Source organism: Microbacterium xerophyticum (genome assembly GCF_053543555.1).
In genome coordinates, this window is record NZ_JBLVOB010000006.1 from 581,380 (window position 1) to 596,100 (window position 14,721).

A 14,721-nucleotide genomic window follows, 5' to 3' on the forward strand; every position below is an offset into this window, starting at 1 on the left:
GACGAGGCCTCTCCTGGTTTCCGCCGTCACGACATCGGTCACGCCGCGGCGTCGGCGGCCGCGTGCAGGGCGGCGACGTCGATACGGCGCATGCTTCGCAGCGCAATCCCCGCAGCCGTCGCGCGACGAGGGTCGGGGTCGGTGAGCAGTTCGACGAGTGCTCTCGGCACGACCTGCCACGAGAGGCCGAAGCGGTCCTTCAGCCAGCCGCAGCGGCCCTCCTCGCCACCCTGGGAGACGAGTTCGTCCCAGTAGCGGTCGACCTCGGCCTGGTCGGCGCAGTCGATGACGAACGACACCGCCTCGGTGAAGCTGAACTCGGGGCCGCCGTTGAGCCCGAGGAACGCCTGCCCGTCGAGCTCGAACGAGACGGTGATGACGGGTCCGTCGTCACCCATGCGGCTGACGTCGGTGATGCGCGAGTCCGGGAAGACCGACGCGTAGTGCTCCGCCGCGTCGAGGGCCTGTCCGTCGAACCAGAGGTTGGGGGTGATGCGAGGCATTTCGGTTTCCTTCCGTAGTGCCGCCCGCTCGGCGGCTTCATCAGGGAGTCGGAGCCGGTCCACCGTTCTCGACATCCGCGCCGAAGATTTATCGAGTTTCTTCTCCGGACCGGTCCGAGAGCCGAGTTTCTGCATTCAGGAGGTAACGCCGTTCCGCCTCGTTGGCTGTGCGGGCAGCCGCGGCACGGAACGCGGCGGCTCCCCCACGCTGTCCCCGGCGAGCTCGTACAGGTGGGCGCGTACCGCGTGGATGCGGTGGTGATCGCCGAGTGCGGCTGAGGCGACATCCAGTTCCTGCAGAGCGGCGGGAATGCCCTGGGTCATCGCGACGGCGACGGCGGCGTTGAGGCCGACAATCGGATTGTCGGCGAGACGGCCGAGCGCACGGTAGAGGCCCGCGATGCGGGGCCAGTCGGTGTCGGCGTAGGTCGGTGCCTGATCGTGGACCGCGGCGATCGCCGCCTGCAGCTGGTATTCGCCCACTTCGCCGCGGCGCATCGCGTCGGTGAGCAGCACGACGCCCTCGGCGATGTGAGCGGAGTTCCAGCGGGAGCGGTCCTGTTCGGCAAGCGACACGAGACGCCCTCCACCGTCGACGCGCGACGGGCGGCGCGCCTCGGTGAGCAGCATCAAGGCGATCAGGCCCGCGACTTCCGGGTCGTCGGGCAATGAGGAATGCAGCATCCGTGCGAGCCGGATCGCCTCTGCAGCGAGGTCGGGGCGAGCGAGGTCTTCGCCCTCGCTCGCGACGTAGCCCTCGTTGAACATCAGGTACAGCACGTGCAGCGCAGATCGCGTGCGCACGTGACGGTCGTCGTCCGGCGGCGGCTCGAAGCGCCCGCCGGCTGCCCGCAGCGTCGCCTTCGCCCGGCTGATCCGCTGCGCCATCGTCGCCTCCGGCACGAGGAATGCCGCCGCGATCTCGCGCGTCGTGAGTCCGCCCACCGCTCGAAGCGTCAGCGGGATGGCAGCGCCAGGGGTCAGGGCAGGGTGGCAGCACAGCAGCACGAGGGCGAGTGAATCGTCGACGTCGCCGGTGGCGGGCTCATCGGCCGCCGGCGCATTCCCGACGTCCCACGCCTTTCGTTCGCGCCTCCTTCGCGCATCGGCGGAACGGTACGCGTCGACGAGCCGTCGGGATGCCACCGTCACGAGCCACGCGCGCGGATCGTCCGGGAGCCCGGATCGCCACTGCTCGGCGGCGACGATGAGCGCCTCCTGCACGGCATCCTCTGCCCCGTCGAAGTCGCGGTACCGGCTGGCGACGATCGCGAGGGCCCGCGGGGCGTGCTCGCGCAGCAGGCGCTCGAGCGTGCGACGATCCGGCTCCGACGTCACTGGTCGTCGGTCGTCGGCGCGCCGGCCACCGGCCGCCCCTCGATGGGCGCCTGCAGGGGCGCTCCGTCCGGACCGGGTGCCGCCGAGACCTGCGCGGCGATCTCGAGCGCACGATCCCACGACTCGACATCGACCAGCCGGTATCCGGCCAGCAGCTCCTTCGTCTCGGGGAACGGTCCATCGGTGACGACCGGCGTGCCGCCGTCGCTCGTCACGATCCGCGCGGCCTCTGGGCCGGCGAGCCCGACAGCGTCGATCAGCTCGCCGAGTTCGGTCAGCCGCGCGTTCAGCTCTTGCTGGAACGCGATGTGCGCCTGCGCCCGGGGTGCCGTCCACTCGGTCATCGGCGGGCTGTCCGAGACGGTCGGACCGTACGTCTGCATCAGCATGAAGCGCATGCCGTCATTCTTGCAGCGCCGCTCGACTTCCGGAACCCGCGGGCCGTTCAGAAGAGAAGGCCCTCATCCCGCGGCTGCAGGATGAGGGCCTTCTGATCTGGCTCCCCAAATTGGACTCGAACCAATAACCTGCCGATTAACAGTCGGCTGCTCTGCCAATTGAGCTATTGGGGATCAGGCGATGTCGCCGAAGCAACTCCACAATCTTAGCAAACACCCGAGGGTGGTCGTGACACCGGGAACCCTTCTCGGGCGTGTCGGCCGCAGGTCAGCGGCCGAGCGAGTCCGCCTCGGCGTTGGGGACCCAGAGCAGGTCCTTTCCCACTCCGCGGGCGACCACATGACCGGCGCGGAGCATCAGGGTCTCCGCGTTGAGCTCACGGATGAAGGCGGCGTCGTTCGTGACGAGCAGCGCGCCCATCCCCTGCTCCTTACGACGACGGGTGATCGCGTCGAACACCACCGGGCGCACTTCGAGATCGAGATTCGCGAGCGGCTCGTCGGCGATCAGCACCCGCGGCTCCAGCACGAACGCCCTGGCTATCGCGACGCGCTGACGCATCCCGGCGCTGAGTTCGTACGGGAACTTCGCCGCAGTGCCCAGCGGCAGATGCAGCTCGTCCAGCAGCGTCGCGATGCGGATCGAGAGAGCCTTGCTGTTGACGCGCTTCTCACGGATCAGGATCGGCTCCGCGATCACTTCGCTCACCGTGAGTGTGGGCGGCAGATCCGCGCCGGCGCCCTGCGGGATGAAGCCGGTGAGATAAGTCAGCTCACGGTGCCGGCGGCCAGGCTTGCGCACGTTCACGCCGCAGACCTCGGCGGTTCCGCCGACGATGCGCACCGACGGGTCCGTCGAACCTGCGAGCGCCGCGACCAGCGTCGACTTGCCGGATCCGGTGGGACCGGCGACGCAGATGAGCTCTCCAGGGGACAGCGCGAACGTCACCCCGTCGACGGCACGCGTGGGGGCGCCGTGTCCGATGCGATCTATGACCAGGTCGGAGCATTCGATCGCGTGGGAGGAGTGGTGCGTGCGGGACATGGGTTCCATCCTCCCCTGAATCGGTGATCCGAGCCGTTACGACTCGGTGAAGCGCTGGCGCTCGATGTCGAGATCTCTCAGTCGCATCCGCAGCGCTCGGCCCCCGTCGGAATCGGCTGGCACTCTCTGCACGGCTCCGAGCAGCTCGTTCTTCTCGCGATCGAGGCCTCGCAGGATCATACGGCGACAGAGATCCGCCGTCGAGGCGACGGCACCCTGTTCGTCGCGTGCGGGGAACGGCGACATCAGCAACTCCCCCGCGAGCGAGCGGTACGGTTCGCGCACGGCGTTGACGGCATCCATCGCCCAGCCGACCCGAGTCCGGTCCTGCGCGGCCATGATGACCTCGCGGATCGCCTCCAGTGCCGGGTGGCGGAACGGCACCTCGAATGCGCGGGTCAGCGTTTCCTGATCGACCTGATGACCGTACTGGAGCGCCCCCATCAGCGCGCCGCGCTCGAGCGCGACGTCGGCCGTGCGGGGCAGGCCGGCCAGGGTGACGGGCGCGACCGCCGCCGGCTCCGCGCTCTCCTTTGCAGGCTCGGCGGTCTCACGTCGCGCGGGCGCGTGATTCGCACCGCGTGCCGCGCGTTCGACTTCGGCGCGCACCTCGGTGGGGTCCATGCCCAGGCGCCGTGCGAGCACGCGTTCGTACCCCGGTCGCAGCAGACGATCGCGGATCTCGGCGACGATCGGCGCTGCGGCGCGCAGCGCGCCGACCTGCCCCTCGACCGTCGCGAGATCGAAACCAGCGAGCCGCCGGTCGATCGCGAACTCGAACATCGGCACCTTCGCGTCCATGAGCCCGCGCACCGCCGCGTCGCCGCGCTGCAGCCGCAGATCGCACGGATCGAGGCCGTTGGGTGCAACGGCGACGAAGGTCTGCGCGTTGAAGCGGTCGTCCTCCGTGAAGGCGCGCAGCGCCGCCTTCTGCCCCGCCTCGTCACCGTCGAACGTGAAGACGACCTCACCCGAGGCGTTGTCGTCGCCCATCACGCGGCGCAGCACCTTGATGTGCTCGGCGCCGAACGCCGTTCCACAGGTCGCGACGGCGGTCGTGAGACCTGCGAGGTGACATGCCATGACGTCGGTGTACCCCTCGACCACCACGACCCTGCGCGGGTCGCCGCGCGAGATGTCGCGCTTGGCCAGGTCGAGCCCGTAGAGCACCTGCGCCTTCTTGTAGATGATCGTCTCGGGGGTGTTCAGGTACTTCGGCCCCTGGTCGTCGTCGTAGAGCTTGCGTGCGCCGAAACCGATCGTCTGGCCGGTCACATCGCGGATCGGCCACACCAGACGACCGCGGAACCGGTCGTACACGCCGCGCTGCCCCTGCGAGACGAGTCCGGCCGCGAGCAGCTCATCACGGGTGAAGCCCTGCGCGGTGAGGGCCTTCATCATCCCGTCCCAGCCGCGCGGCGCGTATCCCACGCCGAAATGGGCTGCGGCACCGGCGTCGAACCCGCGTTCGCCGAGGAACTTCCGACCGGTCTCCGCTTCGGCCGACAGCAGCTGCCCGCGGAAGAACTCCGCCGCGGCGGTGTTGGCCGCGTAGAGCCTGCTGCGACCGCTGTTCTCAGGTGCGGCGCCGCCGTCCTCATAGTGCAGCGTGTACCCGATGCGGCCGGCGAGGCGTTCGACGGCCTCCGTGAAGCTGACATGGTCCATCTCGCGCAGGAACGAGTACACGTCACCCGACTCGCCGCAGCCGAAGCAGTGGTAGTAGCCGACCTGCGGCCTGACGTGGAAACTCGGGCTCTTCTCGTCGTGGAAAGGGCACAGACCCTTGAGCGAGCCGACACCGGCGGACTTCAGTGCGACGCGCTCACCCACGATGTCACCGATGTTCGTGCGGGCCTTGACCTCATCGACGTCGGCCTGCCGGATCCTCGGCATCAGCGCGCCCTTTCGGCGACGGCATGCTCGGGCTCGTGACCGCGCGGCCGGGGCCGGACGTGGCGCGGAGACCAGATGCCGACCTCGGCGGGATCGACATCCCCCACGAGACGGCTGTGCCAGTCCAGCGCCGTCTGGTCGGTGAGGCTGGCGATCTGGTCCACGACCACTCGAGCGCGCTCCGCATCCGTGGACGCGTCATGGAAGTCGGCGGCGTACGCGGGTTCGAGCACGTCGGCGCCCGCGGTCCACAGGGCATCCGTCGACCAGAGCGCATCCGCCAGCCGCTTGAGGACGCGGCGCTGCTCCTTGTAGACGCCTTTGCGCGCATCGATCGTGACGATGGCCTGGCCCATGATGCCCTTGAGCACGGCGATCTCGGCCTCGACGACGCGTGGCACGACCACGTGCGCGCTGTAGCGGGCGAGCACAGGGCCGCGGTACGTCTCACGCGTGGCTGCGACCGCGGCGCGCGCGAACCGGCCGATCAGGTCGCTGGTGAGGTTCTTCAGGCCGGCGAGGTCGCGCCGGGAACGATCGAACGATCCCAGCCACATCGGCTGAGTCGTCAGGCGGTACAGCGCATCGGCGAGTTCTTCCCTGGTGAAGTCGTAGCCGACCCACTGCTGGATGCGCCCGACCAGCGCATCGTGCTCCTTCGGGTCCGACAGCACCGCGACATCGAGATAACCGTTGACGATCGCGTCCTCGAAGTCGTGCACGGAGTACGCGATGTCGTCGGAGAGATCCATGATCTCCGCCTCGATGCACCGCAGGCGCCCGGGGGCCCCTTCGCGCATCCAGCGGAACACCTCCTCGTCCTCGGGATACACGCCGAACTTCAGGCGTCCGCCAGGATCGGGGATCGGGCTGTCGACCGTCCACGGATACTTGCAGGTCGCGTCGAGGCTCGCCCTGGTGAGGTTGAGGCCGACGGAGTGCCCGTCGGCGTCGAGGACCTTCGCCTCCAGACGGGTGAGGATGCGCAGGGACTGCGCATTCCCCTCGAACCCGCCGATGGGCTCGGCCCACTCGTTCAGTGCGCGCTCGCCGTTGTGCCCGAAGGGCGGATGCCCCAGGTCGTGACTGAGGCAGGCGGTGTCCACGACATCCGCCGAGACGCCGAGCGCGACGGCGAGCTCTCGACCGACCTGGGCGACCTCGAGCGAGTGGGTCAGCCGGTTGCGGGCGAAGTCGGCTGTGCTCGCGGGGCTGAGCACCTGCGTCTTGGCGGCCAGACGGCGAAGCCCGGCCGAATGCAGCACACGTGCACGGTCTCGCGCGAAATCGTCGCGTTCGGAACGATGCTGCTCGCTGAAGAATCGTGCGGTGTCGCGCGCTTCGTAGCCGTCGGTGCGCGCGGTGCCCGACGCTTCGACGGGCTCAGCGGTCGAGCGATCAACCACCACTGTTCTCGATCTCCGCTCCGCGCAGCATCTCGCCGGTGTCGGCGGCGACCTCGCGCGACTCCAGCCACTTGTCGGGCAGCGCGGGGCGCTTGGGCCGACCGGCACGACCGCGCTGGCCCTCGGCATCTGCTCCGGGGTACGGCGCATCCCGATCGAGCTGGCCGAGGAGGTCGTCGATGTGCGCGAGGCTCTGCGCGGTGGCGAGCCCCGTGCGGATGTCGCTTCCCACCGGGTAGCCCTTGAAGTACCAGGCGACGTGCTTGCGGATGTCGCGGCATCCGTGGTCTTCATCGTCGAGGAACTCGACGAGCAGTTGCGCGTGCCGACGGAACGCGTCGGCGACGAACCCGAGGGTCGCGTCGACGGGACGGGACTCCGCTCCGAACGCCGCGGCGAGGTCGCCGAACAGCCACGGCCTGCCGAGGCATCCGCGCCCGACCACGACGCCGTCGCAGTCGGTCTCGGCCATCATGCGCACGGCGTCATCCGCCGACCAGATGTCTCCGTTGCCGAGCACGGGAATGCTCGTCACGGCCTGTTTCAGTTCGCCGATCGCGTTCCAGTCGGCGTGCCCCGAGTAGAACTCGCTCGCGGTGCGGGCGTGCAGCGCAACGGCAGCCGCACCGGCGTCCTCTGCCGCGCGGCCCGCGTCGAGGAAGGTGAGGTGATCGGCGTCGATCCCCTTGCGCATCTTGACGGTCAGCGGGATGTCTCCGGCTGCCTTGACCGCCTGGTCGACGATCTCGGCGAACAGGCCCGTCTTCCAGGGCAGCGCGGCGCCCCCGCCCTTGCGGGTGACCTTCGGCACCGGGCATCCGAAGTTCAGGTCGACGTGGTCGGCGTGGTCCTCCGCGACGATGATGCGCACGGCTTCGGCGATGGTCTTGGGGTCGACGCCGTACAGCTGGATCGACCGCGGCGTCTCGCTCTCGTGGTGGCGGATGAGCCGCATCGTCGTGTCGTTGCGCTCGACGAGCGCGCGCGACGTGATCATCTCGCTGACGTAGAGGCCGGCGCCGTACTCACGGCACAGGAGGCGGAACGCGGTGTTCGTGATGCCCGCCATGGGAGCGAGGACGACCGGCACGTCGAGGTCGATCGGGCCGATGCGCAGGGCGCGAGCGGGGGCAGAAGCGAGAGTCATATCCCTCCCATTCTCCCACCCCTGCGGCCCTCGGCGCCGCACCTCGTCATAGGCTGTGGATATGACCGATTCCAACGTACGCAAGATCCCGTTCACGGACGCGAAGGGCACCGAGAAGACTCTCGACGACTTCGATGCCGACGTGCTTCTCGTCGTCAACGTGGCGTCGAAATGCGGTCTCACGCCGCAGTACGAGCAGCTCGAGCAGCTGCAGCGCACGTACGGCGACCGCGGCTTCAGCGTCGTCGGCTTCCCGAGCAACCAGTTCATGGGTCAGGAACCGGGCTCCATGGAGCAGATCCTGGAGTTCTGCTCCACCACGTACGGCGTGACCTTCCCCGTGAACGACAAGGTCAAGGTCAACGGCAGGAACGCCACCGAGCTCTACAAGGCTCTCAAGCAGACGCAGGATGCCGGTGGCAAGGCCGGCCGCGTGGAATGGAACTTCGAGAAGTTCCTCGTGCTGCCGGACGGTTCCGTCAAGCGCTTCCGTCCGAAGCAGAAGCCGGACGCCCCCGAGATCGTCGAGGCGATCGAGGGCGCCCTGGTCCGCTAGACCGCGGCTTCTTCCTGATCGGCCGGCACGGCGTCGCTGTCGCCGCGCTTCGCCCAGAGATCGCGCAGCACGTTCTCGAACGTCTCCGGAGGCTGCGCACCGCTGATTCCGTACTGGCCGTCGATCACGAAGAACGGCACGCCCTGGATGCCGTAGGCACGAGCCTGCGCCTGGTCCTGTCGGACGGCGGGGAGGTGCCGGTCGCTCGCGAGCGCCGCACGGGCCTCATCGACATCCAGCCCGACCTCGACGGCGAGTTCGACGAGATCGTCGATGCGGCCGACGTGCTTGCCCTCGGTGAAGTACGCCGACATCAGGCGCTCCTCCATCTCGTGCTGCAGACCGTTGGCCTTGGCATGGTGCAGCAGCTCGTGGGCCTTGACCGTGTTCGTGTGCTTCAGCAGATCGAAGCGGTACTCCAGACCGGCGTTCTTCGCAATGCCGGTGACGTTGTCGAGCATGCCCTGCACCTGCTCGCGAGGCATGCCCTTGTGCCCGGCGAGGAAGTCGATCTCGTCGCCGTCGAAGTCGACAGGGGTGTCGGGCGAGAGCTCGAACGAGTGGAAGGTCACCGAGACCTCAGGAGCATCCTCGTCTCCTGCGACGGCTGCGAGGCCCGTTTCGAGATTGCGCTTGCCGATGTAGCACCAGGGGCAGGCGATGTCGGACCAGATGTCGATCGAGATAGGTTGGCTCACCTCTGTTGGAACCTTCTCGATGGCGCGAGTATTCCGTTGGTAGCATCTTCGGATGCTCTCGGCCGACGATCCGCTCCCCTTCCGCCCCGAGCGCGTGCTGATCGCCGGCGTCACCGGCTCGGGGAAGACGACACTCGCACGCCGTCTGGCAAAGACGTGGTCGCTCGAGCACATCGAGATCGATGCGCTCTTCCACGGCCCGGACTGGATCCCCCGCCCTGAGTTCCTCGACGATGTCCGCTCGTTCGCCGCGACGGACCGCTGGATCACCGAGTGGCAGTACACCTCGAAGGGCACCGACGAGATCATGACACCGCGCGCACAGCTCGCGCTCTGGCTCGATTACCCGTATCGGGTGGTGCGCTCCCGTTTGATCCGTCGCACTTGGAAACGTCGCATCCTCCGCACGACGCTCTGGAACGGCAACGTCGAGCCGAATCTGTGGCATGCGCTCACCGTGCGCGGCGACGAAAACATCCTCGACTGGCAGCACCGCACCCGCTATAAGTGGATCGACCGGATGCCGCAGATCGAAACAGAGCATCCGCATCTCACGATCGTGCGTCTCACGCATCCGCGCGAGACGGAACGCTGGTTGAGGGGCCGAAGCGAGGCTCAGGCGGAGGGTGCGTCCACCGCACCGCCGAAGCGGCGATCGCGCGACACGTAGATCTCGATCGCCCGCCACAGTTCCTGGCGGGAGAAGTCGGGCCAGAGCGTGTCGAGGAACACCATCTCCGCGTACGCCGACTGCCACAGCAGGAAGTTCGAGGTGCGCTGCTCCCCGGAGCTGCGGAGGAACAGATCCACATCAGGGATCTCCGGCACGTACAGCTGCCGGCCGATCATCTTCTCGGTGATCGCCTTCGGCTTGAGCCGGCCCGCCGCCACCTCGGTCGCCAGTGAGCGCATGGCATCGACCAGTTCGACGCGCCCGCCGTAGTTCACGCACATCGTGAGGGTCAGCACGTCGTTGCCCTTCGTGAGATCCTCGGCGCGCTGGAGCTCTTTGATCACCGATCCCCACAGTCGCGGTTTCCGCCCTGCCCAGCGGATGCGCACGCCCCACTCGTTGAGCTGGTCGCGCCGACGATGCAGCACGTCGCGGTTGTATCCCATCAGGAAGCGCACCTCTTCGGGCGAGCGCGCCCAGTTCTCGGTCGAGAACGCATAGACCGACAGGTGCTTCACCCCTGCCTGGATGGCGCCGGCGACGACGTCGAGCAGCACCTCCTCACCGGCCTTGTGCCCCTCGATCCGGGTGAGGCCACGCTTGTTGGCCCAGCGACCGTTGCCGTCCATCACTATGGCCACGTGCTCCGGCACCTTGGCGAACGCGGGCGGGTGCACGCCGGTCCAATCCAGCGGACGGTACGCGACAGCGTCCATGTGCGTGTACGGCTTCGGGGTCAACGCGCGTCCTCTCGAGACGAGTCTGAGACATGGGCGAGCGAGCGGATGCCGCGTTCCAGGTGGAACTGGGCATATGCCGACACGAGCCCGGATGCGGCGGCGGTCTCCGCGTGCGGCGCCGCATCGACAGCCTCCCACTCCCCCTGCATGAGGGCCCGCAGCAGCTGCAGCGTGGACTGCGACACACGGGGGCTGCCTGCGGGAGCGCAGTTCGGGCACACGAGGCCGCCGAGCTGGCCGACGAAGTGCGTGTGAGGACCTGGCGCGGCGCACCGCGCGCAATCGCTGAGCGAAGGCGCCCAGCCCGAGAGCGCCATCACCCGCAGCAGGTAGGAGTCCAGGATGCTGCGCGGGGCGTGCTCGCCGCGAGAGAGCGCACGGAGGCCGCCGACGAGCAGCAGGTACTGCTCCGGCGTCGCCTCGGCGTCGCTCAGACGGTCGGCCGTCTCCACCATCGCGTTCGCCGATGTGAACCGGTCGTAGTGCGCGGCGATGTCGGCGCCGTACGCGCCCAGCGACTCCGCCTGCTGCACGATGTCGAGCGACCGGCCCTGATACAGCTGCAGATCGGCGACCATGAAGGGCTCGAGCCGGGAGCCGAACTTCGACGACGTGCGCCGCACCCCCTTGGCGACGGCGCGGATCTTGCCGTTGCGCCGAGAGAGCATGGTGACGATCCGGTCCGCCTCACCCAGCTTGTGAGTGCGCAGGATCACCGCTTCATCTCGATAGGTGGGCACTGTCCGATTATCCTCCGTCCACGACAGAATGGATGCGTGACCGAACCGCTCTTCACCATTCCGCTCTGGGCGGACCTTCTCGGCGTCGGCCTGGGCGGCATCCAGGGGGCGATGTTCGCCTCCGGGTTCCAGGGCCAGCGACGACTCGACCTGCTCGGTGTGGCGATCATCGGCATCCTCATCGGAATGGGCGGCGGCCTCATCCGCGATCTCCTGCTCGGACAGCCACCGGCGACGCTGCAGAACAACTGGTATCTCATCGCCGCCGGTGGCGCCGCCATCATCGGCATGCTGCTGGCCGGTCTCCTGAACCGGGCGAACGCCGTCATCGTGGGTCTCGATGCCGTCGTCATCGGAATGTTCGGTGCTTTTGGCACCAGCAAGGCACTCGGTCTGGGTGTTCCGCCCGTGCCTGCGGTCTTCATCGGCGCATGCGCCGCTGTGGGCGGCAGCATCCTGCGCGACGTCATCATGGGGCTGCCCGTCGCGATCATGCACGTCGGCTCGCTCTACGCGGTCGCCGCCCTTCTCGGGTGCAGCGTGATCGTCACGGTGCACGCCTTCGGCGTCAGCATCACGATCGCGGGCATCATCGGCCTCGTGGTGACCGCGGTGATCCGTGTGCTCGCCGTGATCTTCGACGTCTCACTGCCGGAGCAGCGCCGTCTCTACCGCCGCAAGGTGGCGGCAGAGACCGGCGCCATCCCGATCGTGAAGCCGTAGCGCACGATCGGTTCAGACTGCGGCGAGCTCCGACTGACGGGTGCGGATCGAACGGTTCACACCGGAGACGATCGCCTTCAGGCTCGCCGTGGAGATGTCGCCGTCGATACCGACACCCCACAGGCGCTCGTCGCCCACCTGGAGCTCGACGTAGGCCGCGGCCTGCGCGTCACCGCCCGAGCTGAGAGCGTGCTCGACGTAGTCGTAGACCGTGATCTCGAAGCCCTGAGCGCGCAGCACCTCCACGAACGCGGCGACGGGACCGTTGCCGTGGCCGGACACCGTGTGCTGCTGCTCCTCGTCACGAAGGGTGACATCGAGCACGACGTCGCCCGACATGTCGCTGCGCGTCTGCGTCGCGAGCAGCTCGAAGCGACCCCACTTCGCATCGGCGTCATCCGACGGGAGGTACTCGTCGTTGAAGATCGACCAGATCTGGTCGCTGGTGACCTCACCGCCCTCGGCGTCCGTCTTGGACTGCACGACGCCGGAGAACTCGATCTGGAGCTTGCGCGGCAGGTCGATCGCGTGGTCGGTCTTCAGCAGGTAGGCGACGCCGCCCTTGCCGGACTGCGAGTTGACGCGGATGACGGCCTCGTACGAGCGGCCGAGGTCCTTCGGGTCGATCGGCAGGTACGGCACCGCCCACTCGATCTCATCGACCGTCTTGCCCGCGGCATTCGCCTCGGCGGCCATCGCCTCGAAGCCCTTCTTGATGGCGTCCTGGTGCGAGCCGCTGAAGGCGGTGAAGACGAGATCTCCCGCCCAGGGGCTGCGCTCCGGCACCGGCAGCTGGTTGCAGTACTCGACTGTGCGCTTGACCTGATCGATGTCGCTGAAGTCGATCTGCGGGTCGATGCCCTGCGTGAACATGTTGATGCCGAGGGCGACGAGGTCGACGTTGCCGGTGCGCTCGCCGTTGCCGAACAGGCAGCCCTCGATGCGATCGGCACCGGCCATGTACCCGAGCTCCGCCGCGGCGATCGCCGTGCCCCTGTCGTTGTGGGGGTGCAGCGAGAGGATGATGTTCTCGCGGTGGGCGAGGCGACGGCTCATCCACTCGATCGAGTCGGCGTAGACGTTCGGCGAGGCCATCTCGACCGTGGCGGGCAGATTGATGATGACCTTGCGATCCGGCGTCGGCTCGAAGACCTCGATGACCTGGTTGCAGATGTCGAGGGCGAACTCGAGCTCGGTCCCCGTGTAGCTCTCCGGCGAGTACTCGTAGTACACCTGAGTCTCGGGGATGCGCTTCTCGTACTCGCGGCACAGACGTGCGCCCTCGAGTGCGATGTCGATGATGCCCTGCTTGTCGGTGCGGAACACGACGTCGCGCTGCAGGATGCTGGTGGAGTTGTACAGGTGCACGATCGCCTGCTTCGCGCCGGCGATCGACTCGTAGGTGCGCTCGATCAGATGATCGCGCGCCTGGGTCAGCACCTGGATGGTTACGTCGTCGGGGATGAGGTCCTCTTCGATCAGCTGACGCACGAAGTCGAAGTCGGTCTGGCTGGCCGACGGGAAACCGACCTCGATCTCCTTGTAGCCCATGTCGACCAGCAGCTGGAACATGACGCGCTTGCGCTCTGGCGACATCGGATCGATGAGCGCCTGATTGCCGTCGCGCAGATCGACCGCGCACCAGCGGGGTGCTTCGGTGATGCGCTGGGACGGCCAGGTGCGGTCGGGAAGATCGACGGTGATGAGCTCGTGGAACGGCCGGTACTTGTGGATCGGCATCGCGGACGGGCGCTGGGACTTGTGCATGATGGGCTTCTTCTCTTCGTCAGAATGATCGGGCCAACACAAGCGCCGCGACGAGGAAGGCCCTAGTTTGAGGACTCGTCGCGGCAGCTAAGAAGAAGCAGTCCGCCGAATGGCATGTGGTCATGCTAGCAGGGTGTGATCATGCTCACGCACCGCGTCACACGATGAGTGCGAGTTTTCCACCGGGATGGCCCTCAGCCAGAAGACGTACGCCTTCGCGCGCATCGGCCAACGGATAGGTGCGAGCGACCGGCACCTCGAGGAGTCCCTGCTGCGCGAGAGCCACGAGTTCGCCGCGGATGCTGTCGCGAAAACGCTGACTGTCCGGCAATACCCCTGCGATCCAGCGGAAGCCGTCACGTTCCGCACGCCGAGCGGCTGCGATCGTGACGATGCGTTCACGATCGCGCACGAGTTCCAGTGATGCGTCGACGGCTTCGTCCGTGCCGACGGCGTCCAGCGCGGCGACGATCGGAGCGTCCGTGACCGCACGCGCGCGCTCGACGAGGCCCTCCCCGTAGACGATCGGCGTACCGCCGAAACGACGCACCTCGTCGAAACGGGCCTCGCTGGCGGTGCCGATCACGTGAATCCCGCGGTGCGCGGCCTGCTGCAGCACGCTCACACCCACCGCACCGGATGCCCCGTGCAGCAGGATGGTCTCCCCCGCCTGCGCGGCCGTCAGGACGAGCATCTCCCTGGCGGTCGTGCCGGCGAGCAGGAGGTTCGCTGCGGCCGCGTGGGTGAGGGTCGTGGGCTTTGCGAACGCCTTCTCCGCCGGGATCGTGAGCTCGGTGGCGTATCCGCCCTTGACCCGGTAGGCGATGACCTCGTCGCCCACCTGCGCGGTGCCGGAGCCGATCACGGTGTCCGGGCCGATCGCCGTGATCTCGCCCGAGATCTCACCGCCGATGGGGAACGGGAACTCGACGGTCGCGTTCGCTGCGACGCGTTTGTAGTCCGACGGGTTCATCCCGGCCGCATGCACGCGGACGGTGACCTCGCCCTGGCCGGGCGCGCTCACGTCGTACTCGACGAGCTCCCACGTGTCGGGTGTTCCCGGCCGCGTCGCGACCCAGTGCTTCGCCATG

At 67.9% G+C, this 14,721-nt stretch carries 15 protein-coding genes and 1 tRNA gene; 3 read left to right on the forward strand and 13 right to left on the reverse strand.

The features are described 5' to 3' along the window. Positions 1–38: 38 nt before the first annotated feature. From ACNPNP_RS09490 to dusB, 8 genes are all read right to left on the reverse strand, one after another. Positions 39–503 carry a VOC family protein gene (locus ACNPNP_RS09490; RefSeq protein WP_448965777.1) on the reverse strand — a complete coding sequence of 155 codons (465 nt, stop codon included), beginning with the start codon at positions 501–503 and terminating at the stop codon, positions 39–41. 135 nt (positions 504–638) lie between these two features. Then, a complete protein-coding gene (locus tag ACNPNP_RS09495; RefSeq protein ID WP_448965778.1) occupies positions 639–1,841 on the reverse strand; it encodes an RNA polymerase sigma factor in 1,203 nt (400 codons plus the stop codon). Next, positions 1,838–2,239: a YciI family protein gene (locus ACNPNP_RS09500; protein WP_448965779.1), complete on the reverse strand. Its 402-nt coding sequence runs from the start codon at positions 2,237–2,239 to the stop codon at positions 1,838–1,840. The genes ACNPNP_RS09495 and ACNPNP_RS09500 overlap by 4 nt, the downstream gene beginning before the upstream one ends. Positions 2,240–2,337: 98 nt before the next feature. After that, positions 2,338–2,413: transfer RNA gene (locus ACNPNP_RS09505), tRNA-Asn, on the reverse strand. A 94-nt stretch (positions 2,414–2,507) separates the two neighbouring features. After that, positions 2,508–3,284, reverse strand: a complete 777-nt coding sequence (locus ACNPNP_RS09510) for an ATP-binding cassette domain-containing protein (protein ID WP_448965780.1) — start codon at positions 3,282–3,284, stop codon at positions 2,508–2,510. 36 nt (positions 3,285–3,320) lie between these two features. Then, positions 3,321–5,180, reverse strand: coding sequence for a DNA primase (gene dnaG, locus ACNPNP_RS09515; protein WP_448965781.1), 1,860 nt, complete (start codon positions 5,178–5,180; stop codon positions 3,321–3,323). Beyond that, the gene (locus tag ACNPNP_RS09520; protein WP_448965782.1) at positions 5,180–6,586 is read right to left on the reverse strand and encodes a deoxyguanosinetriphosphate triphosphohydrolase; all 1,407 of its coding nucleotides are present in this window, start codon (positions 6,584–6,586) and stop codon (positions 5,180–5,182) included. Before ACNPNP_RS09520 ends, dnaG begins: the two co-directional genes overlap by 1 nt. Further along, positions 6,579–7,733: a tRNA dihydrouridine synthase DusB gene (gene dusB, locus ACNPNP_RS09525; protein ID WP_448965783.1), complete on the reverse strand. Its 1,155-nt coding sequence runs from the start codon at positions 7,731–7,733 to the stop codon at positions 6,579–6,581. The genes ACNPNP_RS09520 and dusB overlap by 8 nt, the downstream gene beginning before the upstream one ends. Before the next feature lie 61 nt (positions 7,734–7,794). Between dusB and ACNPNP_RS09530 the strand changes: the two genes are divergently transcribed. Further along, positions 7,795–8,289 (forward strand): glutathione peroxidase, encoded by a 495-nt coding sequence (locus tag ACNPNP_RS09530; protein WP_448965784.1) that lies wholly within the window; start codon positions 7,795–7,797, stop codon positions 8,287–8,289. Here ACNPNP_RS09530 and ACNPNP_RS09535 read toward each other — a convergent pair. Further along, a complete protein-coding gene (locus tag ACNPNP_RS09535) occupies positions 8,286–8,987 on the reverse strand; it encodes a DsbA family oxidoreductase (protein WP_448965785.1) in 702 nt (233 codons plus the stop codon). The genes ACNPNP_RS09530 and ACNPNP_RS09535 overlap by 4 nt on opposite strands. 52 nt (positions 8,988–9,039) lie before the next feature. Between ACNPNP_RS09535 and ACNPNP_RS09540 the strand changes: the two genes are divergently transcribed. Then, positions 9,040–9,657 (forward strand): P-loop NTPase family protein, encoded by a 618-nt coding sequence (locus tag ACNPNP_RS09540; RefSeq protein WP_448965786.1) that lies wholly within the window; start codon positions 9,040–9,042, stop codon positions 9,655–9,657. Here ACNPNP_RS09540 and ACNPNP_RS09545 read toward each other — a convergent pair. Both ACNPNP_RS09545 and recO read right to left on the reverse strand, forming a co-directional pair. Further along, entirely contained in the window at positions 9,603–10,400 is a 798-nt protein-coding gene (locus ACNPNP_RS09545) for an isoprenyl transferase (protein ID WP_448965787.1), read from the reverse strand. The genes ACNPNP_RS09540 and ACNPNP_RS09545 overlap by 55 nt on opposite strands. Continuing rightward, positions 10,397–11,140 (reverse strand): DNA repair protein RecO, encoded by a 744-nt coding sequence (gene recO, locus ACNPNP_RS09550; RefSeq protein ID WP_448965788.1) that lies wholly within the window; start codon positions 11,138–11,140, stop codon positions 10,397–10,399. The genes ACNPNP_RS09545 and recO overlap by 4 nt, the downstream gene beginning before the upstream one ends. 36 nt (positions 11,141–11,176) lie before the next feature. Between recO and ACNPNP_RS09555 the strand changes: the two genes are divergently transcribed. Then, complete coding sequence (locus ACNPNP_RS09555) at positions 11,177–11,863, forward strand: trimeric intracellular cation channel family protein (RefSeq protein WP_448965789.1); 687 nt, start codon at positions 11,177–11,179, stop codon at positions 11,861–11,863. A 12-nt stretch (positions 11,864–11,875) separates the two neighbouring features. On the opposite strand, the gene leuA is transcribed toward ACNPNP_RS09555, so the two are convergent. Both leuA and ACNPNP_RS09565 read right to left on the reverse strand, forming a co-directional pair. Beyond that, positions 11,876–13,630, reverse strand: a complete 1,755-nt coding sequence (leuA, locus tag ACNPNP_RS09560) for a 2-isopropylmalate synthase (protein ID WP_448965790.1) — start codon at positions 13,628–13,630, stop codon at positions 11,876–11,878. A 157-nt stretch (positions 13,631–13,787) separates the two neighbouring features. Then, the gene (locus ACNPNP_RS09565) at positions 13,788–14,720 is read right to left on the reverse strand and encodes an NADP-dependent oxidoreductase (protein WP_448965791.1); all 933 of its coding nucleotides are present in this window, start codon (positions 14,718–14,720) and stop codon (positions 13,788–13,790) included. Position 14,721: the final 1 nt, after the last annotated feature.

Bases quoted from the DNA above. Each gene is read 5' to 3' on its own strand.
- leuA (WP_448965790.1), bottom strand. From the start codon at position 13,630: ATGCACAAGTCCCAGCGCCCGTCCGCGATGCCGATCCACAAGTACCGG.
- ACNPNP_RS09530 (WP_448965784.1), top strand. From the start codon at position 7,795: ATGACCGATTCCAACGTACGCAAGATCCCGTTCACGGACGCGAAGGGC.
- dusB (WP_448965783.1), bottom strand. From the start codon at position 7,733: ATGACTCTCGCTTCTGCCCCCGCTCGCGCCCTGCGCATCGGCCCGATC.
- dnaG (WP_448965781.1), bottom strand. From the start codon at position 5,180: ATGCCGAGGATCCGGCAGGCCGACGTCGATGAGGTCAAGGCCCGCACG.
- ACNPNP_RS09490 (WP_448965777.1), bottom strand. From the start codon at position 503: ATGCCTCGCATCACCCCCAACCTCTGGTTCGACGGACAGGCCCTCGAC.
- ACNPNP_RS09540 (WP_448965786.1), top strand. From the start codon at position 9,040: ATGCTCTCGGCCGACGATCCGCTCCCCTTCCGCCCCGAGCGCGTGCTG.
- ACNPNP_RS09565 (WP_448965791.1), bottom strand. From the start codon at position 14,720: ATGGCGAAGCACTGGGTCGCGACGCGGCCGGGAACACCCGACACGTGG.
- ACNPNP_RS09510 (WP_448965780.1), bottom strand. From the start codon at position 3,284: ATGTCCCGCACGCACCACTCCTCCCACGCGATCGAATGCTCCGACCTG.
- ACNPNP_RS09500 (WP_448965779.1), bottom strand. From the start codon at position 2,239: ATGCGCTTCATGCTGATGCAGACGTACGGTCCGACCGTCTCGGACAGC.